Raw genomic sequence first — 25360 nt, 5'->3', positions numbered from 1 at the left:
CATTTCCGAATGGTGCGTCTCGAAATCAAGCCTGGTTTCTTTGAAACTTTGGTGACAAACACCGATTATTCTCCAGAAAAATTAAAAGATCTCTATGCCTACAGATAGGGCATAGAGACCAGTTTTCGTGACCTAAAATATAGTATCGGTCTGACTCATTTTCACGCGAAAAAGAAGGAAGGGATTCTCCAAGAAATCTACGCTCGCTTTATCAACTTTAATGTTTGTAAATGGCTAACCTCACACGTTACCATTAAAACATCAAAGTTAAAACAGACTTATAAAATTTGTTTTTCAGACGCTGTTTATGCCTGTCGAAAATTTCTTAGAGCTGAACTCACTTCCTTCCAATTAGAAACCTACATTGCTAAGCATTTATCCATTATTCGACCCAATCGAACCTTCCAAAGAAAGATAAAAAGCCAGGCTCCCGTAAGCTTCACTTATAGAATATCATAATAGTTAAAAATTTGGGTTAAAAAACCTCCTTTTTGTGCGCCCTAAATACAAAAACTATTCCCGTTTTGTCATGAACTGCTCAGACGGGAATAGTTTCTTTAGCTGCTTAAATGCTTAACTTAATGACATTGGGTCAGACGGCCAATTCTTTTATGCTGTTTCAATTTTTCCTTCAATAGCCTGTCGGAGTTCCTCTGTCAAAAACTGATGTGAATTGAGTTGGAAGTAGAGACTGGATAGGAAATGCTGGAGGTTGAGCCACCGGAAGTAGTCCAGAGGTTCTTGGTTGGGGAAGTCTAGCTTGCTAATCCATTCCGTCAGCTCTTGCCCGGACATTTTTTCATTCAGCAAAAGGTAGACAGGAATCTGTGCCAGGCGGATTTCCTCGCCAGCTGAGAAAACTTTACTTTGTTTAGTTAGACAAGTGACAATAGCCTGCCAGACTTCTTCGGTTTTATCATTGGGAAATTGCTCATGACAGCTTGCAGCCAGAAGAAAATCTGCTCCGTGGGCAGCGGTATGAATCCAGCCGAGTTTTTCATCAAAGCCAAACCAGTCATCTTCAATCGTCAAATAATCCAAGGCCTGTTGGAAAAGCAGTTCGCGGTCGTCAGTGCTTAAAAATGCAGAGTACTCAGAATCTTGGTCATTGTCAACAGACAGCAGAAGACAGTAAAGCAAGCAAGTAAAACTTCGTTTTAGTGTGGAGCTTTATAGGGAAAGGGGATTGGTTTCTTGAGAGAATTGCAGTAGCGACTGTGCTTGTTCTCTTGTAATCAAACCATTTAGAAAGATGTGGCAAAAACTAGCATAAACTAATTCATCGCGTATAGTAGGGTCTGGGTGGCCGATGTTTTCCAGCAACCAAGCCAGTTCATCATCGGTATATGGTTTAGAGGTTTGCAATTTTTCTATTAATTCTTTCATGATTTTCTTTCTTTTTATGAACTTTCTACGAATAGATAAGTAGGAGGATGTAATATGTATAATAAAACAATTTTAATTGGTCGCTTGACGGCCCAACCTGAACTCACTCAAACCCCTAACGGTAAAAATTTGACTCGTGTAACCATCGCAGTCAATCGACGATTTAAGACAGAAAATGGCGAACGTGAAGCGGATTTTCTCAATGTTATCTTCTGGGGCAAACTGGCGGAAACACTTGCCTCCTATGGCAGCAAGGGCAGTCTAATTTCTGTTGACGGTGAATTGCGGACCCGTAAATACGAAAAAGACGGCAGCAATCACTATGTGACAGAGATTCTAGGCCAATCTTTCCAATTACTAGAAAGTCGCGCCCAACGTGCCATGCGTGAAAACAATACTGGTGATGATCTGGCTGACTTGGTCTTGGAAGAGGAAGAATTGCCGTTTTAATATCCGTCCCAAGACCGATGGAGAATGTTGAAAAGTAGGCTATACTATAGTCAATCCTAAATATTTTTCATATCTCCTTAAAAACACCGACGAAAGTTGGTGTTTTTTGCTGTTCATTTTCTATATTTCCACCATTCTACTAGCATAACAATCAGTGACAATAGGATAACGCCATAAAAGAAAAAAATGATGTAATGAGGGTGGCTAAAGAAAAATATCCAGACTAGCCAGAGTAGATAGGCGACGGGGCAAAAAGTCCAGTCTCGCTTCTCAGAGTTCGTGTCAACATCTCAGCGCAGTGGTTGATTGGCAGCTTTGTTCGTGTTTCACACTCCAAATCTGACCTAATCAACTGTGCGGGGGTGGGAAGACGAACTCTTTTTGACCAGTCGAGTTCTTTCCCGCTCCCCCAAAAGCCTAATTTACGTTTTAAAAACCATTCTGCAAAACTTTCGTAGGCTGAAAATCGGCTTTCAAGGTAATCTGTTTTTAAATCTCTAAAAAATTTCATGAATACCCCCTAACTTTTTAAAAATAGTATAGCATAGTTTACCAATAATGAATAGGTAAATTCTGTCTCATACTTAAGAAGGATTTTCACGAAAAAGGAATAGAATTTTCTTGACTATTTTTGACCAAGTGATACAATAGGAAATGTGAATTAGCACTCGGAGGTAAAGAGTGCTAAAAAGACCAGGAGGTAATACCATGTTGAAACCATTGGGCGATCGTATCGTCGTAAAAATTGAAGAAAAAGAACAAACAGTTGGTGGATTTGTCCTAGCAGGTGCAAGTCAAGAAAAGACAAAAGAAGCAAGTGTCCTAGCGATCGGACAAGGGATTCGTACCTTGAACGGTGACTTGGTTGCCCCAGAGGTGGCAGTTGGAGATACTGTTTTGATTGATGCTCACGCAGGATTGGAAGTTAAAGACGGAGACCAGACCGTTCACATCATCCGTGAAGCGGACATTTTGGCAATTGTAGAATAGAGGTAGGAAAATGACAAAAGAAATTAAATTTGCAGCAGATGCACGTGAAAGCATGGTCCGTGGTGTCGATATTTTGGCTGATACGGTCAAAGTAACCTTGGGTCCAAAAGGTCGGAATGTTGTCTTGGAAAAAGCTTACGGTTCACCACTCATTACCAATGACGGTGTGACCATTGCTAAAGAAATCGAGTTGGAAGACCATTTTGAAAATATGGGTGCTAAGTTGGTATCCGAAGTGGCTTCAAAAACCAATGACATTGCTGGTGACGGTACAACAACTGCCACTGTTTTGACTCAGGCTATTGTTCGTGAAGGTTTGAAAAACGTAACTGCAGGTGCCAATCCAATCGGTATCCGTCGTGGGATTGAAGCAGCAGTTGCAACAGCGGTTGAAGCCTTGAAAGCACAAGCAAGTCCTGTATCAAATAAAGCTGAAATTGCTCAAGTCGCAGCGGTATCTTCCCGTTCTGAAAAAGTTGGTGAGTACATTTCAGAAGCTATGGAGCGCGTGGGAACAGACGGCGTTATCACCATTGAAGAATCTCGCGGTATGGAAACAGAATTGGATGTGGTTGAAGGTATGCAATTCGACCGTGGCTATCTGTCACAATACATGGTAACAGATAATGAAAAGATGGTGGCTGAGCTTGAAAATCCATTCATCTTGATTACAGATAAGAAGATTTCTCATATCCAGGATATTTTGCCACTTTTGGAAAGCATTCTCCAGACTAGTCGTCCGCTCTTGATTATTGCTGACGATGTGGATGGTGAAGCTCTTCCTACTCTTGTTCTCAACAAGATTCGTGGTACATTCAACGTTGTTGCTGTTAAGGCGCCAGGATTTGGTGACCGTCGTAAAGCTATGTTGGAAGACATCGCGATTTTGACTGGCGGTACAGTGATTACAGAAGACCTTGGTTTGGACTTGAAAGATGCGACCATTGAAGCACTTGGTCAGGCTGCCAAAGTTGTGGTTGACAAAGATGGTACAACCATTGTTGAAGGTGCTGGAAATCCAGAAGCCATTGCCAACCGTGTCGCTGTTATCAAGTCACAAATTGAGGGAACAACTTCAGAATTTGACCGTGAAAAATTGCAAGAGCGTCTGGCCAAATTATCAGGCGGTGTTGCAGTTATTAAAGTCGGTGCCGCTACTGAGACTGAGTTGAAAGAAATGAAACTCCGTATCGAAGATGCCCTCAACGCAACACGTGCCGCAGTTGAAGAAGGAATTGTTGCAGGTGGTGGTACAGCCCTTGTCAATGTTATCGATAGCGTAGCGAAATTGGAGTTGAGAGGCGACGATGAAACAGGACGCAATATTGTCCTTCGTGCCTTGGAAGAACCAGTTCGTCAGATTGCCTATAACGCAGGTTATGAGGGTTCAGTTATCATTGATAAACTGAAGAATTCAGAACTTGGCACAGGTTTTAATGCTGCGACAGGCGAATGGGTCAACATGATGGATGCAGGTATCATTGACCCTGTTAAAGTAACACGTTCAGCTCTTCAAAATGCGGCTTCCGTAGCCAGCTTGATTTTGACAACTGAAGCAGTCGTTGCCAACAAACCAGAACCAGCCGCTCCAGCTATGCCACAAGGTATGGATGGAATGGGTATGGGCTACTAAGAAATAGCAAAATGACACAGCTGATTGGCTGTGTTTTTTCTTGAAAATTTCAAACATATCTATTTGACAATGGGTTTGGGATGTGGTACTATATTAGACGGTACTTTTTACTTTTGGTCTCTCAAGAGTGTACAGGGACGTGCTGACAAATGTTGCAAAAGTACACACAGATAGGGGTTGTCACCAATGCCCTATCACCAAAAATAAAAAATATATACAGGAGAATGTAGATGCCTACAATTAACCAGTTGGTACGTAAACCACGTAAGTCTAAAGTAGAAAAATCTAAATCACCAGCTTTGAACGTTGGTTACAACAGCCGTAAAAAAGTTCAAACAAATGTTTCATCACCACAAAAACGCGGTGTTGCAACTCGTGTCGGAACAATGACACCTAAAAAACCTAACTCAGCCCTTCGTAAATTTGCTCGTGTACGTTTGAGCAACCTTATCGAGGTTACTGCTTACATCCCAGGTATCGGTCACAACTTGCAAGAGCACAGCGTTGTTCTTCTTCGTGGTGGACGTGTAAAAGACCTTCCAGGGGTACGTTACCATATCGTTCGTGGTGCACTTGATACTGCAGGTGTTAACGATCGTAAGCAAGGCCGTTCTAAATACGGTACTAAACGTCCAAAAGGCTAAGAAAGGGGAAATATAAATGAGTCGTAAAAATCAAGCGCCTAAGCGCGAAGTATTGCCAGATCCATTGTATAACTCAAAATTGGTAACTCGTTTGATTAACCGTGTTATGTTGGACGGTAAACGTGGTACTGCTGCATCAATCGTTTACGGGGCTTTTGATCAAATCAAAGAAGCAACTGGTAACGATGCACTTGAAGTATTTGAAACAGCAATGGAAAACATCATGCCTGTACTTGAAGTACGTGCACGTCGTGTCGGTGGTTCTAACTACCAAGTCCCAGTTGAAGTTCGTCCAGAGCGTCGTACAACACTTGGTCTTCGTTGGTTGGTAACAATCGCTCGTAACCGTGGTGAGCACACTATGATTGATCGCCTTGCGAAAGAAATCATGGATGCAGCAAACAACACAGGTGCAGCTGTTAAGAAACGTGAAGATACTCACAAAATGGCAGAAGCAAACCGCGCATTCGCACACTTCCGCTGGTAAGATTAAGATACAGAGAACGTGCCTGTCGACGAAAAATAGGAAATCGAAGCAGAATGCTTTTGCATTCAATGAGATTTATCTTTTTTCGTTGCCAGCAGGCCGTTCGAGTTCAGTTCTGCATTTAACAAAAACTGTCAGTTGAACTCAATTAGATGAAGGAACTTCGTTCAACCATCACAAATTGGATTGAGGCTTGCCTCAACCACTTCACACCATTAGTAAGAACTTAAGCGGGTGGGATTTGCCCACTCGCTTTTCTTAAAATATGGTATAATCAGAATAGAAAACTAAAAATATAGGAGAACAAACCTCATGGCACGCGAATTTTCATTAGAAAAAACTCGTAATATCGGTATCATGGCGCACGTTGACGCGGGTAAAACAACGACAACTGAGCGTATTCTTTACTACACTGGTAAAATCCACAAAATCGGTGAAACTCACGAAGGTGCATCACAAATGGACTGGATGGAGCAAGAGCAAGAGCGTGGTATCACTATCACATCTGCTGCAACAACAGCTCAATGGAACAACCACCGTGTAAATATCATCGACACACCAGGACACGTGGACTTCACAATCGAAGTACAACGTTCACTTCGCGTTCTTGATGGTGCGGTAACCGTTCTTGACTCACAATCAGGTGTTGAGCCACAAACTGAAACAGTATGGCGTCAAGCAACTGAATACGGTGTTCCACGTATCGTATTCGCTAACAAAATGGATAAAATCGGTGCTGACTTCCTTTACTCAGTAAGCACACTTCACGAGCGTCTTCAAGCAAATGCTCACCCAATCCAATTGCCAATCGGTTCTGAAGATGAGTTCCGTGGTATCATCGACTTGATCAAGATGAAAGCTGAAATCTATACTAACGACCTTGGTACAGATATTCTTGAAGAAGATATTCCAGCTGAATACCTTGAGCAAGCTGAAGAATACCGTGAAAAATTGGTTGAAGCAGTTGCTGAAACTGATGAAGAATTGATGATGAAATACCTTGAAGGTGAAGAAATCACAAACGAAGAATTGAAAGTTGCTATCCGTAAAGCAACTATCAATGTTGAATTCTTCCCAGTATTGTGTGGTTCAGCCTTCAAAAACAAAGGTGTTCAATTGATGCTTGATGCGGTTATCGACTACCTTCCAAGCCCACTTGACATCCCTGCTATTAAAGGTGTTAACCCAGATACAGATGCTGAAGAAGAGCGTCATGCATCAGATGAAGAGCCATTTGCAGCTCTTGCCTTCAAGATCATGACTGACCCATTCGTAGGTCGTTTGACATTCTTCCGTGTATATTCAGGTGTCCTTAACAGCGGTTCATACGTATTGAACACTTCTAAAGGTAAACGTGAACGTATCGGACGTATCCTTCAAATGCACGCAAACAGCCGTCAAGAAATTGAAACTGTTTATGCAGGTGACATCGCCGCTGCGGTTGGTTTGAAAGATACTACAACTGGTGACTCATTGACAGATGAAAAAGCAAAAATCATCCTTGAGTCAATCCACGTTCCAGAACCAGTTATCCAATTGATGGTTGAGCCTAAGTCTAAAGCTGACCAGGACAAGATGGGTATTGCCCTTTCTAAATTGGCTGAAGAAGATCCAACATTCCGCGTTGAAACAAACGTTGAAACTGGTGAAACAGTTATCTCTGGTATGGGTGAGTTGCACTTGGATGTCCTTGTTGACCGTATGCGTCGTGAATTCAAGGTTGAAGCAAACGTAGGTGCTCCTCAAGTATCATACCGTGAAACATTCCGCGCTTCTACACAAGCTCGTGGTTTCTTCAAACGCCAGTCTGGTGGTAAAGGTCAATTCGGTGACGTTTGGATCGAATTCACACCAAACGAAGAAGGTAAAGGTTTCGAGTTCGAGAATGCTATCGTCGGTGGTGTGGTTCCACGTGAATTCATCCCAGCGGTTGAAAAAGGTCTCGTAGAATCTATGGCTAACGGTGTTCTTGCTGGTTACCCAATCGTTGACGTTAAAGCTAAGCTTTACGATGGTTCATACCACGATGTCGACTCATCTGAAACAGCCTTCAAAGTGGCAGCATCTCTTGCCCTTAAAGAAGCAGCTAAATCAGCTCAACCAACTATCCTTGAGCCAATGATGCTTGTAACAATCACTGCACCAGAAGATAACCTTGGTGACGTTATGGGTCACGTTACTGCACGTCGTGGTCGCGTTGATGGTATGGAAGCTCGTGGTAACACACAAATCGTTCGTGCTTATGTGCCACTTGCTGAAATGTTCGGTTACGCAACTGTTCTTCGTTCAGCAACACAAGGTCGCGGTACTTTCATGATGGTATTTGACCACTACGAAGATGTACCAAAATCTGTACAAGATGAAATCATCAAGAAAAACGGTGGCAATGCTTAATTGTCTATCTACACCTACCTTCGGGTAGGTGTTTTTTGGTACGACGGATATGTCACACATCTGAGCGTGATACTCATACTCTTCGAAAATCAAAATTATCCGTTGTCAACTTGCTTTGATGAACTCCAGTTCTATCTTCGGCTTCGTTTCCTAGGCTACTTTTGATTTTTATTGAGTATCAGTAGTTTATCTTTGATTACTTCGACGAGCGATGAAACTTCGTTTCCCTATTTTCAACTTTGAACACTTCACTGGAGCATTTGAACTCGCTTTGCCGTACTTTACAGAGGTGATTCGCGAGGCAAGTCTTATTTCTAACTTAGAACAGCCTAAAGGCTGTTCTAGCAACCTGCAGCTATTGAGGCGAACTTGCTTCGCCCTATCTCTAGCCTTCAAAGGTTCCCTGAACCTTTGAAGTGAGTGCTAAAAACAAACTAAACGACTAAAAAATAGGTATCCGTCAGATCCTTTTTGGAAATATACAATGAGAAAGCTACAATTTATAAAAAAATACCCTAATTTAGGTGTGGATGGCTAACAAAAGATCAGGGTTTGCTATTTTGGGATTTCATTGGGTATAAGATTCCTGTTGCCGATGAACTCAACAGTGACTTCTAGGTCTGGCTACTGTGAAATAAACGGATTAAAACGGTCTGTGAATAGATTGTTTTAGCTTAATAACTTAAAATTAGGAATTGTTGCTGAACTCTTTTGACCGTTCGAGTTCTTGCCTACTCTCACTCAATTTGCTAAAATAAATGTTTTAAATTATTTAGAATTACTTTGTTTGGGAATGGTTACAAAAAATAAGAGAATTAATAGATAGGCTACAGAAGAAAAGCAGATATAAATGTTAGAATCCTTATAAGGTAGATCGATGAAAGAGTAGTTTAGGACCGCTAATTACTAAAGGAGGATGCTTGTATGGTGATGAAATAGTGGTACTAAGCACATTAACAATAAAAAGAAAGGACAGAAACCATGAGAAAAAAACTAAAATTTTCATTAGTAGCAGTCGCCTGTGCGACATTTTTGACAGCCTGTGGCACAAGTAATTCCTCGGCTCCCAAAGCAGGTGAAGCAACACCACAGACGGATTTTCATTCTTATATCAATGCGCAATGGTTGAAAGATACAAAATTAGGTGCCGGTGAATCGCAAATAGATAATCTGAGTCAACTCTCTGAGAAAACGCAAGAAGCGATACAGGAGATGATTGACCAGCTGGATATGGACTATTCCAAGCTGCAAGCTGGTAGTGATGAGAAAAAACTTATTGATTTTTACCGATTGGCAGCCGATTTTGATACTCGCAACAAATTGGGGTTAGAGCCTATCAAGCCTTATTTAGAGGAGATTAAAAAAGCCTCTACCATGGAAGAACTCAACAAGATTCTGGTAGCCCTATACGGCAAAAACATCCGCAATTTGCTTCATATAAACGTTACTCAAGATATAAAAGACAGTAACAAAAACACCATCTACGTTGACCCTCACAAGTTAAGTTTTCCAAAAGAAAATTATGATGGCACAGATGAATTTTCACTGAAAAACCAAAAAGCCTTTAAAGCCTATCTGCAGGAAGTGTTTAGCTTGGCAGGAGAATCCTCAAAAGAAGCCTCTTCTAAGGCAGACCTCCTCTTTAATTTGGAAAAAGAGATGGCTGCAGTGCAACGGCCAAAAGAAGAAGCCAATAACTTTGAAGCCATGTATAACGAGAAGACTTGGGATGAGGTCAAAGCACTGGTTCCCAACCTACCGATTGCTGAGTTGGTTTCTGAGTTAGGACTTCAGAATGCTCCAACGACAGTCGTATCAGAACCAGATGCTCTAAAAAAATTAAATGAACTCTATCAAGAAAAGAATTTAGACGCTCTTAAAGCCCTGCTCCAATATCGTGTGATTGCCCATTACAATGATTATCTGTCAAGCAATTTAATCGAGGCAAAAGCGAAATACGACGGCGTAGCAACTGGTGCGGTAGATACTCCGAGTCAGGAAGAAGTTGCTCAAGCGGCCATTGATGCAAATTTCTCCGATATGATTGGCAAAGTTTACGTTAAACACCATTTTTCAGAAGAATCCAAGGCTAATATCCTATCTATGGTTCAAGAGATTAAAGCGACTTATGCAGAGCGAATCAAAGCAGTGCAGTGGATGTCTGAAGAAACCAAGATGCGGGCCTTGAAAAAACTAGATACATTGGTTGTTAAAATCGGCTATCCAGACCAGTGGAAGGATTACTCACAACTTGCTATCCAATCCAAAGAAGAAGGAGGGAGTCTTCTTTCTAACTTCGATATGGTAAAAACACTTGAATTGCGTGAAGAGATGGGGCAATTTGGCAAGCCTTTTGATAAGTCGCAGTTCGGCATGCCTTCTCACACGGTGAATGCCTATTACAGCCCAACTAACAACGAAATTGTTTTTCCGGCAGGGATTTTACAGGCTCCTCTCTACGATCCAAAGGCTAGTCCCGAAGAAAATCTGGGTGGAATCGGGGCTGTTATCGGTCATGAAATTTCCCATGCCTTTGATAAGGCTGGTTCTCAATTTGATGAAAAAGGGAACCTTGTCAACTGGTGGAAACCAGAAGACCTTGAAAAATTTAATAAAAAGGTTCAACAGGCAGCAGATATCTACTCTAAATTGGAAGTGGCTCCGGGCTACTATGTCAATGGCGAAATTTCAACCGGTGAAATCATGGCGGATCTCGGTGGTTTAACGGTTGCCATTGATATTGCTCAGAAAAAAGGCTACAATACGAAGAAAGTCTTCGAGTCTTATGGTAAAGCATGGCGTGAAGTCACCACCAAAGAATTTGCTATTGCCAGCATCAGCGACGAACATCCACCAGCTAAATATCGGGTTAACAACATTGTCAACCAAATTGATCAATTCTATACAGACTTCAATGTCAAAGAAGGGGATCCAATGTATGTGAAACCAGAAGACCGCTTACGAGTGTGGTAAAAGATTATAGAGGTGTCTGCGGTCCAAAATGGGCGGTAGACACTTTTTTAGGTAAAAAATAGAAGTAGTAGTAAACCAAGAATCGGTAAAAAATGTGTCGAGGTATGGCAATGCTATTAAGTTAAGTATTTAACCAGTCATAACCACCCGAGAGAACGCATGGCTATGATTTTTAGCTTTTATTTTTTGGCCTTCTATTTTTTACATAAGATGAACCGGTAAGCAGTTGCAATTTTCGGTAAATAGTTATATAATAAAAACGTTGAAAAGATGCTTGTAGGCTTACAAGTTAATATTTTCACAAAAGGATTAAAAGGCTTGCCTTTTAAAATAAAGAACTCGATTTTCATAAGGAGGAAATCATTCATGGTAGTTAAAGTTGGTATTAACGGTTTCGGACGTATCGGTCGTCTTGCTTTCCGTCGTATCCAAAACGTAGAAGGTGTTGAAGTTACTCGTATCAACGACCTTACAGATCCAGTAATGCTTGCACACTTGTTGAAATATGACACAACTCAAGGTCGTTTCGACGGTACTGTTGAAGTTAAAGACGGTGGTTTCGAAGTTAACGGTAAATTCGTTAAAGTTTCTGCTGAGCGTGAGCCAGGAAACATCGACTGGGCTACTGATGGCGTAGATATCGTTTTGGAAGCTACAGGTTTCTTTGCTTCTAAAGAAAAAGCTGAGCAACACATCCACGCTAACGGTGCTAAAAAAGTTGTTATCACTGCTCCTGGTGGTAACGATGTTAAGACTGTTGTTTTCAACACTAACCACGACATCCTTGATGGTACTGAAACAGTTATCTCAGGTGCTTCATGTACTACAAACTGTTTGGCACCAATGGCTAAAGCTCTTCACGATGCATTTGGCGTTCAAAAAGGTTTGATGACTACAATCCACGGTTACACTGGTGACCAAATGGTTCTTGACGGACCACACCGTGGTGGTGACCTTCGTCGTGCACGTGCTGCTGCTGCAAATATCGTTCCTAACTCAACTGGTGCTGCTAAAGCTATCGGCTTGGTAATCCCAGAATTGAACGGTAAACTTGACGGTGCTGCACAACGTGTTCCAGTTCCAACAGGTTCTGTAACTGAATTGGTTGCAACTCTTGACAAGAAAGTAACTGCTGAAGAAGTAAACGCTGCTATGAAAGCTGCTGCTACTGAATCATTTGGTTACACTGAAGACCAACTCGTATCTTCAGATATCGTAGGTATCTCATTCGGTTCATTGTTTGATGCAACTCAAACTAAAGTTATCGAAGTTGATGGCGAGCAATTGGTTAAAGTTGTTTCATGGTACGACAACGAAATGTCTTACACTGCACAACTTGTTCGTACTCTTGAGTACTTCGCAAAAATCGCTAAATAATCCTTAGTGAAAATCGAAGAGGCTTCGGCCTCTTTTTTTGTTTTGATTGCTGAAATATAGTTGTTTCCTTATGCTAAGAAGCAAGGATGGCATAAGTTGTTTCTGGTTTGGCAATTTTAGACTTTGAAAAATCTGATTACGAGGCGATAGTTTTAGATTTCCTAACATTTGTGAAAAAAATATCTTTATGCAAGAAAAAATACAGAAAATATGATACAATGGTAAAGTAAATATAATTTAAGGAGTTCTTATCTAATGGCAAAATTGACTGTTAAAGATGTAGAATTGAAAGGCAAAAAAGTTCTTGTTCGTGTGGACTTCAACGTGCCTTTGAAAGATGGCGTTATCACTAACGATAACCGTATTACAGCAGCTCTTCCAACTATCAAGTATATTCTTGAGCAAGGTGGACGTGCAATTCTTTTCTCTCACCTTGGTCGTGTGAAAGAAGAAGCTGACAAAGAAGGTAAATCATTGGCTCCTGTAGCAGCTGACTTGGCAGCTAAATTGGGTCAAGACGTTGCTTTCATCGCAGGTGCTACTCGTGGTGCTGAATTGGAAGCAGCTATCAATGCTTTGGAAGATGGACAAGTTCTCCTTGTTGAAAACACTCGTTTCGAAGATGTTGATGGTAAGAAAGAATCTAAAAACGACGAAGAACTTGGTAAATACTGGGCTTCACTTGGTGATGGTATCTTCGTTAACGATGCATTTGGTACTGCACACCGTGCACACGCATCAAACGTTGGTATCTCAGCAAACGTAGAAAAAGCAGTAGCTGGTTTCCTTTTGGAAAACGAAATTGCTTACATCCAAGAAGCTGTTGAAACTCCAGAGCGCCCATTCGTAGCAATCCTTGGTGGTTCAAAAGTATCTGATAAGATCGGTGTTATCGAGAACCTTCTTGAAAAAGCTGATAAAGTTCTTATCGGTGGTGGTATGACTTACACATTCTACAAAGCTCAAGGTATCGAAATCGGTAACTCACTTGTAGAAGAAGATAAATTGGATGTAGCAAAAGCACTTCTTGAAAAAGCTAACGGTAAATTGATCTTGCCAGTTGACTCAAAAGAAGCTAACGCATTTGCTGGATACACTGAAGTTCGCGACACTGAAGGCGAAGCAGTTTCAGAAGGCTTCCTTGGTCTTGACATCGGTCCTAAGTCAATCGCTAAGTTTGACGAAGCTTTGACTGGTGCGAAAACAGTTGTTTGGAATGGTCCTATGGGTGTATTTGAAAACCCAGACTTCCAAGCAGGTACAATCGGTGTAATGGACGCTATCGTGAAACAACCAGGCGTGAAATCAATCATCGGTGGTGGTGACTCAGCAGCAGCAGCTATCAACCTTGGTCGTGCAGACAAGTTCTCATGGATCTCAACTGGTGGTGGTGCATCAATGGAGTTGTTAGAAGGTAAAGTATTGCCTGGTCTCGCAGCTTTGACTGAAAAGTAAGTTCAATAAACTTGAAGGCTAAAATGCAACGGATTTCCGTTGCATTTTGTGCATCGCGTAGAGTTTCTACGAAGCTAAGCGAGTTAGAAAGTCTAGCAAGGTGAAAAGTGCTTCCAGGACTTGCAGCACTTACTGAAAAATAGGCGGTAAGTCAGCTCAAAATATCTGGGGGATATTTTGAGGTTGGAAATAGAAGAAGCGAAGCTTCTGTCAAAAACGATTCCGTAGACGCACCCCCGCAAGGCTGAATAGGTTGGTCACAAGCGTAGCAAAGTGAACTACCATTTAGCTACTGCGTATGAACGATGAAAAGAGTTGGGAGACCAACTCTTTTCTAGTGCAAAGGCTAGATTTTCTGTGAACCTAGTGAGTTTAGAAAATCAGCCTAGGGAAAGGCTAAAATGCAACGGGTTTCCGTTGCATTTTGTGCATCGCGTAGAGTTTCTACGAAGCTAAGCGAATTAGAAAGTCTAGCAAGGTGTACTTCCAGAACTTGCGGTGTTTACTGAAATGAAAAATAGGCGGTGTGTCAGTTCAACATATCTCGCAGATATGTTGAGGTTAGAAATAGAAGAAGCGAGGCTTCTGTCAAAAATGATTCCGTAGCTTGTTGCTTTGTTTTTTTTTCTTGGTGATAACTTCAAATAGCCCACTGGGCTATTTGAACTCCGTAAGGCTGAATAGGTTGGTCACAACTGCCATTCAGCTACCAAACAAAAATATAAATGCAAAAAAAAGACGTTGTTTTTTGCAGTGTCTATTCGTTTATCTTACTTCTGGGTTCCCTCTTGCGGCTGATTTGAAGTGGCAGATTATTGTTTTTTCGAAAAGCTGGCGTGAACAGGAGGCTTTTCCAGTCGAGCTTAGGAGAAAAGAAAAGCTGGGCAGGTATTTGCTATTCTATTTTTCGAAATCATGTTAGAATAGAGGTATGTTTAAAAAATATACATTTGATCCAAAGAAATTTCGGTTGGGGATGCGGACGTTCAAATCGGGTTTGGCAGTCTTCCTAGTTATTCTTTTGTTTGGTTTTCTGGGTTGGCAAGGGATTCAGATTGCGGCTTTGACGGCTGTGTTTAGTTTACGAGAAGACTTCGATCAGAGTGTCCATTTTGGGGCTTCTCGTATTCTGGGTAATTCTATTGCTGGTTTTTATGCGCTACTTTTCTTTATTTTGGATAGGTTATTCTTAGATCATTTTTGGGTAACTGCGGTTTTTGTTCCGATATTTGTCATGTTAACGATTATGACAAATGTGGCGATGAATAATAAAGCGGGAATTATTGGTGGAGTCTCAGCTTTATTAATTATTACATTGTCTATTCCTGCTGGTGATACGATTCAATATGTGTTTATTCGTGTGTTTGAAACCTTTATTGGAGTTTTCATTGCGATTCTAGTTAATTATGATGTGAATGTTATAAAAAAACGTTTTCAGGATAAATGATGTCACAAAATATAACATCGCCTATTGACCTCAAAAAAAAATTCTCCTATAATGGTAGGCAGAAAGGAGTTCGTTATGAGAGAAAAAGAGTTTCGTCGTTCCTTAGCCATCTTTCCGATCGGTAGTGTGATGAAGTTGACAGATTTAACTGCTCGTCAAATTCGTTACTATGAAGATCAAGGCTTGATTAAGCCCGATCGCAATGAAGGGAATCGTCGCTTGTATTCTCTAAATGATATGGACTTACTTTTAGAAATCAAGGATTTTTTGGATGAAGGTTTGAATATTGCTGCGATTAAGAAGGAATATGCAAATCGGGAAGCGAAAGCTAAGGTCCAAAAACAGCAGAAAACCTTGACTGATGAAGATGTCCGTCGTATCTTACATGATGAATTCAGTCGTCAGGGACGATTTTCAAGTCCTAGTTCCATTTTCCGTTCGTCGTAATTAGCTTTTAAAATAGAGGAGAAAAATAATGACATTCACAGTGGCAGATATCAAGCGCGATATCAAAGAGAAAAACGTTACCTTCCTACGTCTTATGTTTACAGACATCATGGGAGTGATGAAAAACGTAGAAATTCCAGCAACTGATGAGCAGGTCGAAAAGGTTTTGTCAAATAAGGTCATGTTTGATGGTTCATCTATTGAAGGATTTGTTCGTATCAATGAATCAGATATGTATCTTTACCCAGACTTGGATACATGGACTATCTTCCCTTGGGGTGATGAAAATGGCCGTGTAGCTGGCTTGATTTGTGATATTTATACAACAGATGCTAAGCCTTTTGCTGGTGACCCACGTGGAAATTTGAAGAAATCGCTTCGTCACATGGAAGAGGCAGGTTTCTCTTCATTCAACCTTGGTCCAGAACCAGAATTCTTCCTCTTTAAGATGGACGAACAAGGAAATCCAACGCTTGAAGTAAATGATAAAGGTGGTTACTTTGACCTCGCACCAACGGACTTGGCTGATAATACACGTCGCGAAATCGTCAATGTCTTGACAGAGATGGGCTTTGAAGTTGAAGCGAGCCATCACGAAGTGGCAGTAGGTCAGCATGAAATTGACTTCAAATATGCGGATGTCTTAAAAGCTTGTGACAATATTCAAATCTTCAAGTTAGTTGTTAAAACAATTGCTCGTAAGCATGGTATGTATGCGACATTTATGGCCAAGCCTAAGTTTGGTATTGCTGGTTCAGGTATGCACTGTAACATGTCACTCTTTGATAAGGATGGGAATAATGCCTTCTTTGATCCAGAAGATCCTCGCGGTATGCAGCTGTCTCAAACTGCTTACCATTTCCTTGGTGGTTTGATTAAGCATGCTTATAACTATACTGCTATTACAAACCCGACAGTGAACTCTTACAAGCGTTTGGTTCCAGGCTTTGAAGCTCCTGTGTATATTGCTTGGGCTGGTAAAAACCGCTCACCATTGGTTCGCGTACCTGCATCACGTGGAATGGGAACTCGTTTGGAATTGCGCTCGGTTGATCCAACTGCCAACCCATACTTAGCTATGGCCGTTCTGTTGGAAGTTGGCTTGGAAGGTATTCAAAATAAAATTGAAGCACCAGCACCAGTAGAATCTAATATCTATGCAATGTCTGATGAGGAGCGTCGTGAAGCAGGTATCACTGATCTTCCTTCAACTCTTCACAATGCATTGAAAGCTCTTCGTGAAGACGAGGTAGTTCGTGCAGCTCTAGGTGATCATATCTATACGAATTTCTTGGAAGCTAAGAAAATCGAATGGGCAAGCTACGCAACCTACGTTTCTCAATGGGAAATCGACAACTATTTGGATATGTATTAAACAAAGGACCCCAACGGGTCCTTTGTTCACGAGCTTGAAAACCAGATAGCGAATTAGGACCCCGACGGGTCCTTTGTTCATGAGCTGAGAAATTGGAAAGCGAGTAATGGTCCAGTGGAGTGAAGTAGTCTGGGAAGAGACTGTTTCAGCCTGAGCTAAGAAATAGCAGGGCGAGGGGATGGACATGAGCTTGAAATCGGTCTTTTTTCAAGCTGGGTTATCTTGTTATACTCAATGAAAATCAAAAGTAGCCTAGGAAACGAAGCCAAAGATAGAACTGGAGTTCATCAAGGCAAGTTGACAACGGATAATTTTGATTTTCGAAGAGTATTAATATAAAATAAATCCCAGAGGTTTCACCTATGGGATTTCAGTGTGTTATCGGTCAGGCGTCAGAATCATTGGGATAATGATTGGTTCACGCTCTGTTTTTTCATATAGGAATGGTCGTAGGGCGTTAACAATAGCGCCGTTGACTGTTTGGATATTTGCGTCTTTGTTGCGCATGGCGATGCGGATAGCGTTGAAAAGGACGCGTTGGCTTTCGCGAATGAGCTCGCCAGATTCTCTCATATAGATAAAACCGCGACTGAGGATGTCTGGTCCTGCTAATATCATCTTAGAATTAAAATCGACAGTGGCTACTGCAAGGACAACACCGTCTTCTGAAAGATCGCGGCGGTCTTTGAGGACTGCTGCGCCGATTTCACCGATGCGGTTTCCATCGACATAGATGTCTTGGGCGTTGAATTGACCTGCGAGACGTGCAGAATCTTTTGTCAGAGCAAGGACATCTCCGTTTTCCATGATGAAGATATTATCTTTTGGAACGCCTGTATCAACAGCTAGGCTGGCATGGATTTTTTGCATGCGGTATTCACCATGGACAGGCATGAAGTATTTTGGTTTGATCAAGCGGAGCATGAGTTTTTGCTCTTGTTGACCACCGTGCCCAGAGGTATGGATGTTGTTAATTTTACCGTGAATCACATCGACACCGGCTTCAATCAGGATATTGATGAGCTTGTTGACACCTGTGGTATTTCCCGGAATAGGGCTGGACGAGAAGATAACCGTGTCGCCTGGCTGGAGTTGCACTTGACGGTGGGTACCGTGGGCGATGCGAGAGAGTGCTGCCATAGGCTCCCCTTGGCTCCCTGTACAGAGAATCATGATCTCGCTGGCAGGATATTCTTTGATCTCGTTTGGCTCGATGAAGGTATCCTTAGGCACCTTGATGTAGCCGAGCTCGATACCGTTAACAATGGCCTTTTCCATGGAACGTCCAAAGACAGCGATCTTGCGTCCGGTCTTAACCGCTGCATCAGCCGCCTGTTGGAGACGGAAGATGTTGGAGGCAAAGGAAGCAAAGATAATGCGTCCGTGGATGCCTTCAATCAATTTCATAATGGACTGACCGACCACTTTTTCCGAGTTGGTAAAGGTTGGGACTTCAGCATTTGTCGAGTCGGAGAGGAGGCAGAGAACACCTTCTTCACCGAGAGCAGCCATGCGGTGAAGGTCTGCTGGCTCGCCAACTGGAGTGAAATCGAACTTGAAGTCACCGGTACAGACGATTTTTCCTTGCGGGGTGTCAACGACGATACCAAGTGGCTCTGGAATGGAGTGGGTGGTACGGAAGAAGCTGACTTTGAGGTGCTTGAAGGTCAACTCTGTATTATGATTGATTTCATGCAAAGTCGCATCACGGAGCAGTCCGTGTTCTTCCAATTTGCCTCGAATGAGGGCGAGGGCTAAAGGTCCAGCATAGATTGGGACATTGGCTTGCTTGAGTAAGAAGGGAATGCCTCCGATGTGGTCTTCGTGCCCGTGGGTAATAACCAGACCTTTCACGCGGTCTAGGTTTTCAACGATGTAGGAGTAGTCTGGGATAACGTAGTCGATACCCAATAGGTCATCTTCTGGGAACTTGATACCGGCATCGACGATGAGAATTTCATCCTTGTACTCGATACCGTAGGTGTTTTTCCCGATTTCTCCCAAACCACCGATGGCGAAAACGCCAACTTCATGAGGTTTTAGATTGACTGATGACATGGATTAAAACTCCGTAATTTTGAAATCTGCGTGCTCTTTCTCGTATTCAAGATGATTGTCTGATAAGAGGTCGATAAATTCGATGTTGTATTCAGGGCGGTTGGTTTCCACCAATTCACGCGCGATAATACGACCTTCCAATTCTGATGCAGCATCGATGTCTAGATAAAGAGCGCGTGTTTGCTCGCGACGTGGGCTAATTTTTGATTCTTGATAGAATACTTTATAAATCATGTGTAGTATAGTTCCTTTCTTTTTGACTGGCAACTATGAAAAAAGCCCCAAACAGTTGGGTATGTTTGGTAATGTCTATTCAATTTTCTCGAGTTGTCAATTTATTCAGTCTAAATGTACTCTTCATTATACCATAAAATATGCTGATGGTAAAAGGGTTTGGTAGGAAAATGGAAAAGTGTCATGATTTTCAGAAATTCGGTATTTCAGAAGGGGATAAATCAAAGAAATGAGTTAGGATTCCGAGTGTGTTGGGATTACTAAGACTAAGTTCAATTGTGCCGAGAAATGCCTGTCAACTGCCAGATAGTGATGTGACTTACTAGAATGACAAATCGATTCGATCCATTAACCTACTTGAAATCACAACCGATTCTTTTCATTATTTGAAAAAAAGGTCAAGATGGCTTACAATAGAGAGTAGCATTGAAATACTCTTCGAAAATCAAAATCAGACGTTGTTGACTTGATTTGATGAGTGGAAAGCTCCAGTGGAGGTTTCCCAAACCTTAGGAGCTAGTCTGATTTTGATTTTCATTGAGTATAAGGAAAGAGGAGAAGATGAAAATCCTAGCTTTAGACAGCTCCAACCAGGCCCTATCGGTTGCCTTGGTGGAGGACGGTCGTTTGCAGGCGGAAACCCTGCTGGCCGTCAAGAAAAATCATAGTGTCAGCCTCATGCCTGTGGTCGATTTTTTAGTAGCACAGGTGGGCTGGACGCCCAAAGACTTGAATAGGGTTGTGGTCGCTCAGGGACCTGGCTCCTACACGGGGCTTCGTGTGGCTGTGGCGACTGCCAAGACCCTGGCCTACACCCTCAAGATCGACTTGGTGGGACTATCCAGTCTTCAGTCCCTGGTTTCGCCTAGCCTGACGGGTCTGGTGGTGCCCCTCATTGATGCCCGCCGTAACTGCGTCTATGCAGGTGTTTATGAAAATGGCAGAGCAGTCGAGGCAGACCGCTACTGGTCTTTCGAAGACTTACTTTCTAGCCTGTCTGGCAAGGAAAACATCACCTTTGTCGGAGAAGTAGAGAACTTTAAGGAGCAAATCGAGCAAGCTCTGCCAACTGCCCATTACCAAACCAGTCTGCCGTCTGCCTATCAGCTGGCGGTGATTGGTCAAGACTTGCCAGCAGTAGATGTCACCAGCTTTGAGCCCAACTATCTCAAACGAGTAGAGGCAGAGGAAAACTGGCTCAAGGACAACCAAGCTGGCTCAGAAAGTTATATCAAACGTGTATGATAGAGATTAAACACTACGATGGTCAGGAAAATCTGGCAGAGGCTGTTTTGGCAGTTATGCAGTCAGTTTATGACCAATCTCCCTGGACTGTGGATCAGATTGCCTCTAGCATGGCTAGTCAGGATGAGGATTATTATCTGGCCTATGAGGGTCAGGAGCTAGTCGGTTTTTTGGCTGTGCAGACGGTGCTGGATGAAATGGAAATCTTGCAGATTGCTGTCAGGGCTGATTTTCAGAGGTTGGGAATCGCCAGTCAGCTGATGGCTGCTGTGATGGGCTGGGATGGAGACATCTTCCTCGAAGTGAGGGAGTCCAATAGCGCAGCTCAGGCCCTCTATACACGCCAGCATTTTACCAAAATAGGAAAACGAAAAGACTACTACCGTAATCCTGTCGAGGACGCGGTGCTAATGAAGAGAGAACGGAATGAAAGATAGATTGATTTTGGCGATCGAGACTTCGTGTGACGAGACCTCGGTGGCTGTTTTGCGCAATGAGGCGGAGCTTTTGTCCAATGTCATTGCCAGTCAGATTGCCAGCCACCAGCGGTTTGGGGGGGTGGTGCCCGAGGTGGCCAGCCGTCACCATGTGGAAGTGATTACGGCCTGTATTGAGGAGGCCTTGTTGGAGGCGGAGGTGACGGCAGAGGACTTGACGGCTGTGGCGGTGACCTATGGGCCTGGTTTGGTCGGTACTTTGCTAGTCGGGATTTCGGCGGCCAAGGCCTTTGCCTGGGCTAATGGCTTGCCACTCATTCCTGTCAACCACATGGCAGGGCACTTGATGGCGGCGCGTGCGGTCAAGGAGTTGGAGTTTCCACTCTTGGCTCTCTTGGTCAGCGGTGGACACACGGAGTTGGTCTATGTGTCAGAGGCGGGCGACTATAAGATTGTCGGCGAAACGCGAGATGATGCTATCGGCGAGGCCTATGACAAGGTAGGACGGGTCATGGGACTGCCCTATCCAGCTGGTCGGGTCATTGATGAGTTGGCACGTGAGGGGCGGGACATCTATGACTTCCCTCGTGCTATGATAAAGGAAGACAATCTGGAGTTTTCTTTCTCAGGTTTGAAATCCGCCTTTATCAACCTCTACCACAATGCCCAGCAGAAAGGGGAAACCTTGTCCAATGCGGACCTGTCAGCTTCTTTCCAAGCCTGTGTTATGGACATTCTCATGACCAAGACCAAGAAGGCCTTGGAGAAATACCCTGTTAAGACCTTGGTCGTAGCGGGCGGTGTAGCAGCCAATCAGGGCTTACGAGAGCGGTTGGCAGCTGAAATCACGGATGTGGAGGTCATCATTCCCCCGCTTCGCCTCTGCGGTGATAATGCTGGCATGATTGCCTTGGCAGCCGTTAGTGAATATAACAAAGAAAACTTTGCTGGTTGGGATTTGAATGCCAAACCAAGTCTGGCTTTTGAGAATTTGTAGAATAAAAACCTCTTACGTCAAGGATACGTAAGAGGTTTATTTATGGATTTTTCGCCAGCGATTTGGAGAAATTTGGTAATGTCTTTTAAAAGCAGTTGAAAAATTGAATTGGTTGGAGTAGCCGATTTCTTCAGCAATTTCCTGTAGTGTCTTAGTGGTGTTTTTTAAGAGTTCGCAGGCTTCGCTGAGTCGGTATTGGATGATAAATTGTTGAGGTGAGATGTTCATTTGCTCCTTGAATAGTCGACTGAAGTAGTGGCGATTGAGGTTGCATACTTGTGCCAAATCATCTACGGATATAGCTTTCTCATAATTTCGTTCTACGAAGTTGATGGCTTCTCGTATATAAAATTCCTTGTTTTCATCGTGTTTGCTACTTGTTTTGGTTAGCGAACAGTCAATGAGGCAGGAGATAAAGAGGTAAAGGTGTCCGAGAACTAGAGCGCTTTTTTGATGATGGAGCGCGAGAATTTGTTTCATTTCATGGTAGACAGGGCTAGAGGTTGGCATTTCTCGTTGCGAAAAGATAGGTTGTTCTTTTGAGAGTCCTGCTTGTCTGAGAAAATGCTCAGTTTTCAGACCGTCAAACTCAAGCCAGATATAGGTCCAGGGGTCCTTTTCGTCTGCTTCGTAGCTACAGATGGCTTCTGGGGAGATAAGGAAGCCCTGTCCTGCGGTCAGGTGGTATTCACGTTGGTCGGAGGTATCGTAAAAAGTACCTGAACCAGAGATGATGTAGTGAAACAGGTAGTGTTGTTTCATAGTCGGGCCGAATGAGTGAAGTGGCTTACAGGCTTCCATGCCAAATTGGATAGGGTAAAAATCTACATAGGATCGGTTATTAAAGACGTAAAATTCAGGTTGTATTTTCATCGTATTCTCCATACCAAAAGTGTAAAGGCTTACAATCAGTATAGCATATTTATATGTAAATGTGACATTTTATTTGAAAAAATTAAAAAATATCCCAAAATCATATGGAATATGTCAAATATTCCTATTTGATTATAAAGCGCTTACATGTTATAGTTGTAGTAGAAATAACAAAGTTCGTCGACGTATTCGACAAAAGAAAAGGAGTATTATCATGAAGAAAATTGGTCGCTATGTTACCTTGCTTGCGGCTGCAGGCCTGCTGGCAGCGTGTTCTACTTCGACTGAGTCTAGCAAAACTACGGAAGGAAGTAGTTCAGGAAAGACAGAAATATCCTATGCCATTTGGGATTCTGGTCAAGAGCCTGGTTTGAGAAAGATTGCGGATGAGTTTGAGAAAAAGAATCCAGATATTAAAATCAATATTCAAGTATCGGACTGGGATTCCTACTGGACCATGTTAGAAGCTGGTGCGACAGGTGGTTCATTGCCTGATACCTTCTGGATGCATTCAAATGAGATTTATCGCTATGGTTCCAATAAAATGCTATTGCCATTGGATGAATATTTAGCCAAGAGTGAGGATGCTAAACTAGCCAATTTCCCAGATGGTTTGAATGAAATCTACAATATAAATGGTAAGCAGTACGCTATTCCAAAAGATTTCGATACAATCGGTCTTTGGTACAATAAGAAATTATTTGACGAAGCAGGTATTCCATACCCAGACGATACTTGGGATTGGAATAAGTTGAAAGAAGTGGCGAAGAAATTGACCAAGCCAGATGGTAGTCAGTATGGTTTCGGTGCTGGTTTGAGTAACCAAGAGGGCTACTATAACTTTATCTATCAAAATGGTGGTAAGGTTATTACTGATGATTTGAAATCAGGCTATGCTGATCCTAAGACCATTGAGGCTTTGGATTACTACTTTAGCTTTGTCAAAGAAAAAATTTCACCGGCTATTACAGTAGATAAAGAGCGGGCCGAAGCATTCCAAAACGGTCAAGTGGCTATGAGCGTCTTCGGTTCTTGGAATTTATCTGGTTTCACTGCTAATGACTACATTCGTGAAAATGCTGATGTAGCTGTCTTGCCAAAAGGGCCAGATGGAACTCGTGCAACCATCTTTAATGGATTGGGTCATGCCATTGCTGCTACTACTAAACATCCAGATGCTGCTTGGAAATGGGTTGAGTACCTCAGCTCAAAAGAGGCACAAGAAATGCAGGCAACACTTGGTGTGGCAATCTCGGCTTATAAAGGCGCGGCAGATACTTGGGTAGATTCAAACAAAAACTTTACTATCAAGAATTATGTTGACATGGTGGATTATGCACAGATTCGTCCATATTCACAAACAACCATCAAGTGGGAAGATAAGGCTTATGAGCTATTGAAACCTGCTTATCTTGGAGAAAAAGCAACTGAAGAAGCTGCCAAAGAAACAACTGATATGATGAATGCTGAATTAGCAACTGAAAAATAGGTAGGAGGTCTTGGGAAGTTGATTCTTCCCCGGACCTTCTTATTAAATGAAGAAGGATGGGGATAAGATGTTCCGAAAAAAAGGAAGTTTAAATGAGGCAATTTGGGGATGGGGAATGGTAGCACCGACCATTATTGGATTAATCGTGCTCAATATTATTCCTATTTTCCAAACCATGAAGATGAGTTTCCATAAGAGTGGAGATTTCGGTAAAGGCGATATTTTTGTCGGCTTGGCAAATTACCAACGAATGTTAGGGGATGCGCAAGTGTGGCAGGCGACATGGAATACCTTGAAATATACGATTCTAGTTGTTCCAGCTACCGTTGCCTTGGCCATGTTGCTTGCAGTTTTGCTTAATTCTAAGATTAAAGGTAAGCATATTTATCGAACCATTTTCTTCTTGCCTATGGTGGCAGCACCAGCCGCAGTGACCATGGTTTGGAAATGGCTCTACAATACGGACTTCGGCTTGATTAACTATGTCTTGCGTCGTTTGGGACTGGGTGCTGTGAACTGGATTGAAGATCCAAAGATTGCTCTATACTCAATCGCTTTGATTGGAATTTGGAGTACGGTTGGCTATAGCATGATTTTAATTTTAGCCGGTTTACAAGAAATTCCAACGGATTTTTATGAGGCGGCTCGCATTGATGGAGCTAGTCCAGCCAAGCAATTTTTCTCCATTACCCTGCCATTGGTTTCGCCAACCCTGTTCTTTGTTGTGGTAACCAGTGTCATTCAATCCATGCAAGTCTTTGATGTTATCTATATGATGGAGGATGTTCGTAGTCCTGCCTATGATAAGACAGTATCTCTGGTTTATCTGTTTTACAATAATTCCTTTAAATATTCGGATAAGGGCTATGGCTCCACCATTGTCATGTTGTTGTTATTAATTATTCTTGTCATTACTTTCGTTCAGATGAAGGTACAGAAAAAATGGGTGCATTACCGTTAAGGAGGTTC

22 protein-coding genes and 2 pseudogenes are annotated in these 25360 nt (G+C 42.4%); 18 read left to right on the top strand and 6 right to left on the bottom strand.

Annotated elements, in window-relative coordinates; translation table 11 throughout:
• A pseudogene (locus ODU39_RS05105) lies at positions 1 to 459 on the top strand (transposase); the annotation flags it as partial.
• Positions 460 to 609: 150 nt separating this feature from the next.
• Here the strand turns inward: ODU39_RS05105 and ODU39_RS05100 are convergent.
• Positions 610 to 1146 (bottom strand): annotated as a pseudogene (locus ODU39_RS05100) (DUF2785 domain-containing protein); the annotation flags it as partial.
• Positions 1147 to 1170: 24 nt separating this feature from the next.
• A complete protein-coding gene (locus tag ODU39_RS05095) occupies positions 1171 to 1386 on the bottom strand; it encodes a hypothetical protein (protein ID WP_238140508.1) in 216 nt (71 codons plus the stop codon).
• A 54-nt stretch (positions 1387 to 1440) separates the two neighbouring features.
• Between ODU39_RS05095 and ODU39_RS05090 the strand changes: the two genes are divergently transcribed.
• Positions 1441 to 1836, top strand: coding sequence for a single-stranded DNA-binding protein (locus ODU39_RS05090; protein ID WP_398580036.1), 396 nt, complete (start codon positions 1441 to 1443; stop codon positions 1834 to 1836).
• A 223-nt stretch (positions 1837 to 2059) separates the two neighbouring features.
• Here the strand turns inward: ODU39_RS05090 and ODU39_RS05085 are convergent, their stop codons facing one another.
• The gene (locus tag ODU39_RS05085; RefSeq protein ID WP_105212176.1) at positions 2060 to 2347 is read right to left on the bottom strand and encodes a hypothetical protein; all 288 of its coding nucleotides are present in this window, start codon (positions 2345 to 2347) and stop codon (positions 2060 to 2062) included.
• Between the two features lie 197 nt (positions 2348 to 2544).
• On the opposite strand from ODU39_RS05085, the gene groES reads away from it, so the two are divergent.
• From groES to glnA, 11 genes are all read left to right on the top strand, one after another.
• Positions 2545 to 2826, top strand: a complete 282-nt coding sequence (gene groES, locus ODU39_RS05080) for a co-chaperone GroES (protein ID WP_398580035.1) — start codon at positions 2545 to 2547, stop codon at positions 2824 to 2826.
• Positions 2827 to 2836: 10 nt separating this feature from the next.
• A complete protein-coding gene (gene groL / locus ODU39_RS05075; RefSeq protein ID WP_398580034.1) occupies positions 2837 to 4459 on the top strand; it encodes a chaperonin GroEL in 1623 nt (540 codons plus the stop codon).
• A gap of 230 nt (positions 4460 to 4689) precedes the next feature.
• Positions 4690 to 5103, top strand: coding sequence for a 30S ribosomal protein S12 (gene rpsL, locus ODU39_RS05070; protein WP_002940030.1), 414 nt, complete (start codon positions 4690 to 4692; stop codon positions 5101 to 5103).
• A 16-nt stretch (positions 5104 to 5119) separates the two neighbouring features.
• On the top strand, positions 5120 to 5590 hold the full coding sequence (gene rpsG, locus ODU39_RS05065; protein WP_002940031.1) for a 30S ribosomal protein S7: 471 nt from the start codon (positions 5120 to 5122) through the stop codon (positions 5588 to 5590).
• 312 nt (positions 5591 to 5902) lie between these two features.
• On the top strand, positions 5903 to 7984 hold the full coding sequence (gene fusA, locus ODU39_RS05060) for an elongation factor G (protein WP_024399880.1): 2082 nt from the start codon (positions 5903 to 5905) through the stop codon (positions 7982 to 7984).
• Between the two features lie 981 nt (positions 7985 to 8965).
• On the top strand, positions 8966 to 10957 hold the full coding sequence (locus tag ODU39_RS05055) for a M13 family metallopeptidase (RefSeq protein ID WP_024417078.1): 1992 nt from the start codon (positions 8966 to 8968) through the stop codon (positions 10955 to 10957).
• A 366-nt stretch (positions 10958 to 11323) separates the two neighbouring features.
• On the top strand, positions 11324 to 12334 hold the full coding sequence (gap, locus tag ODU39_RS05050) for a type I glyceraldehyde-3-phosphate dehydrogenase (RefSeq protein WP_012775479.1): 1011 nt from the start codon (positions 11324 to 11326) through the stop codon (positions 12332 to 12334).
• A 255-nt stretch (positions 12335 to 12589) separates the two neighbouring features.
• A complete protein-coding gene (locus ODU39_RS05045; RefSeq protein WP_014637337.1) occupies positions 12590 to 13789 on the top strand; it encodes a phosphoglycerate kinase in 1200 nt (399 codons plus the stop codon).
• A gap of 931 nt (positions 13790 to 14720) precedes the next feature.
• Positions 14721 to 15236, top strand: a complete 516-nt coding sequence (locus ODU39_RS05040; protein ID WP_044762768.1) for an aromatic acid exporter family protein — start codon at positions 14721 to 14723, stop codon at positions 15234 to 15236.
• A 75-nt stretch (positions 15237 to 15311) separates the two neighbouring features.
• A complete protein-coding gene (locus ODU39_RS05035) occupies positions 15312 to 15683 on the top strand; it encodes a MerR family transcriptional regulator (RefSeq protein ID WP_002940041.1) in 372 nt (123 codons plus the stop codon).
• Between the two features lie 28 nt (positions 15684 to 15711).
• On the top strand, positions 15712 to 17058 hold the full coding sequence (glnA, locus tag ODU39_RS05030) for a type I glutamate--ammonia ligase (RefSeq protein ID WP_011921751.1): 1347 nt from the start codon (positions 15712 to 15714) through the stop codon (positions 17056 to 17058).
• A 378-nt stretch (positions 17059 to 17436) separates the two neighbouring features.
• Here glnA and rnjA read toward each other — a convergent pair whose 3' ends face one another.
• Complete coding sequence (gene rnjA, locus ODU39_RS05025) at positions 17437 to 19116, bottom strand: ribonuclease J1 (protein WP_002938522.1); 1680 nt, start codon at positions 19114 to 19116, stop codon at positions 17437 to 17439.
• A 3-nt stretch (positions 19117 to 19119) separates the two neighbouring features.
• The gene (locus tag ODU39_RS05020; protein WP_002938523.1) at positions 19120 to 19350 is read right to left on the bottom strand and encodes a DNA-dependent RNA polymerase subunit epsilon; all 231 of its coding nucleotides are present in this window, start codon (positions 19348 to 19350) and stop codon (positions 19120 to 19122) included.
• A 561-nt stretch (positions 19351 to 19911) separates the two neighbouring features.
• On the opposite strand from ODU39_RS05020, the gene tsaB reads away from it, so the two are divergent.
• From tsaB to tsaD, 3 genes are read left to right on the top strand one after another with little or no spacing between them, the layout of a single operon-like run.
• Positions 19912 to 20595, top strand: coding sequence for a tRNA (adenosine(37)-N6)-threonylcarbamoyltransferase complex dimerization subunit type 1 TsaB (tsaB, locus tag ODU39_RS05015; RefSeq protein ID WP_398580033.1), 684 nt, complete (start codon positions 19912 to 19914; stop codon positions 20593 to 20595).
• Entirely contained in the window at positions 20592 to 21032 is a 441-nt protein-coding gene (rimI, locus tag ODU39_RS05010; RefSeq protein ID WP_398580032.1) for a ribosomal protein S18-alanine N-acetyltransferase, read from the top strand. The genes tsaB and rimI overlap by 4 nt, the downstream gene beginning before the upstream one ends.
• On the top strand, positions 21022 to 22029 hold the full coding sequence (tsaD, locus tag ODU39_RS05005; protein WP_398580031.1) for a tRNA (adenosine(37)-N6)-threonylcarbamoyltransferase complex transferase subunit TsaD: 1008 nt from the start codon (positions 21022 to 21024) through the stop codon (positions 22027 to 22029). The genes rimI and tsaD overlap by 11 nt, the downstream gene beginning before the upstream one ends.
• 36 nt (positions 22030 to 22065) lie before the next feature.
• Here the strand turns inward: tsaD and ODU39_RS05000 are convergent, their stop codons facing one another.
• Positions 22066 to 22902 carry an AraC family transcriptional regulator gene (locus tag ODU39_RS05000; protein WP_024382108.1) on the bottom strand — a complete coding sequence of 279 codons (837 nt, stop codon included), beginning with the start codon at positions 22900 to 22902 and terminating at the stop codon, positions 22066 to 22068.
• Between the two features lie 214 nt (positions 22903 to 23116).
• Between ODU39_RS05000 and ODU39_RS04995 the strand changes: the two genes are divergently transcribed.
• A complete protein-coding gene (locus ODU39_RS04995; protein ID WP_398580030.1) occupies positions 23117 to 24391 on the top strand; it encodes an ABC transporter substrate-binding protein in 1275 nt (424 codons plus the stop codon).
• A 67-nt stretch (positions 24392 to 24458) separates the two neighbouring features.
• Positions 24459 to 25352, top strand: a complete 894-nt coding sequence (locus tag ODU39_RS04990) for a carbohydrate ABC transporter permease (protein WP_105139167.1) — start codon at positions 24459 to 24461, stop codon at positions 25350 to 25352.
• Positions 25353 to 25360: the final 8 nt, after the last annotated feature.

Origin of the sequence: Streptococcus sp. 2021WUSS126 (genome assembly GCF_044427255.1) — a bacterium.
Taxonomy (GTDB): domain Bacteria; phylum Bacillota; class Bacilli; order Lactobacillales; family Streptococcaceae; genus Streptococcus; species Streptococcus hashimotonensis.
This window is presented reverse-complemented; position numbering and strand designations above follow the sequence as displayed.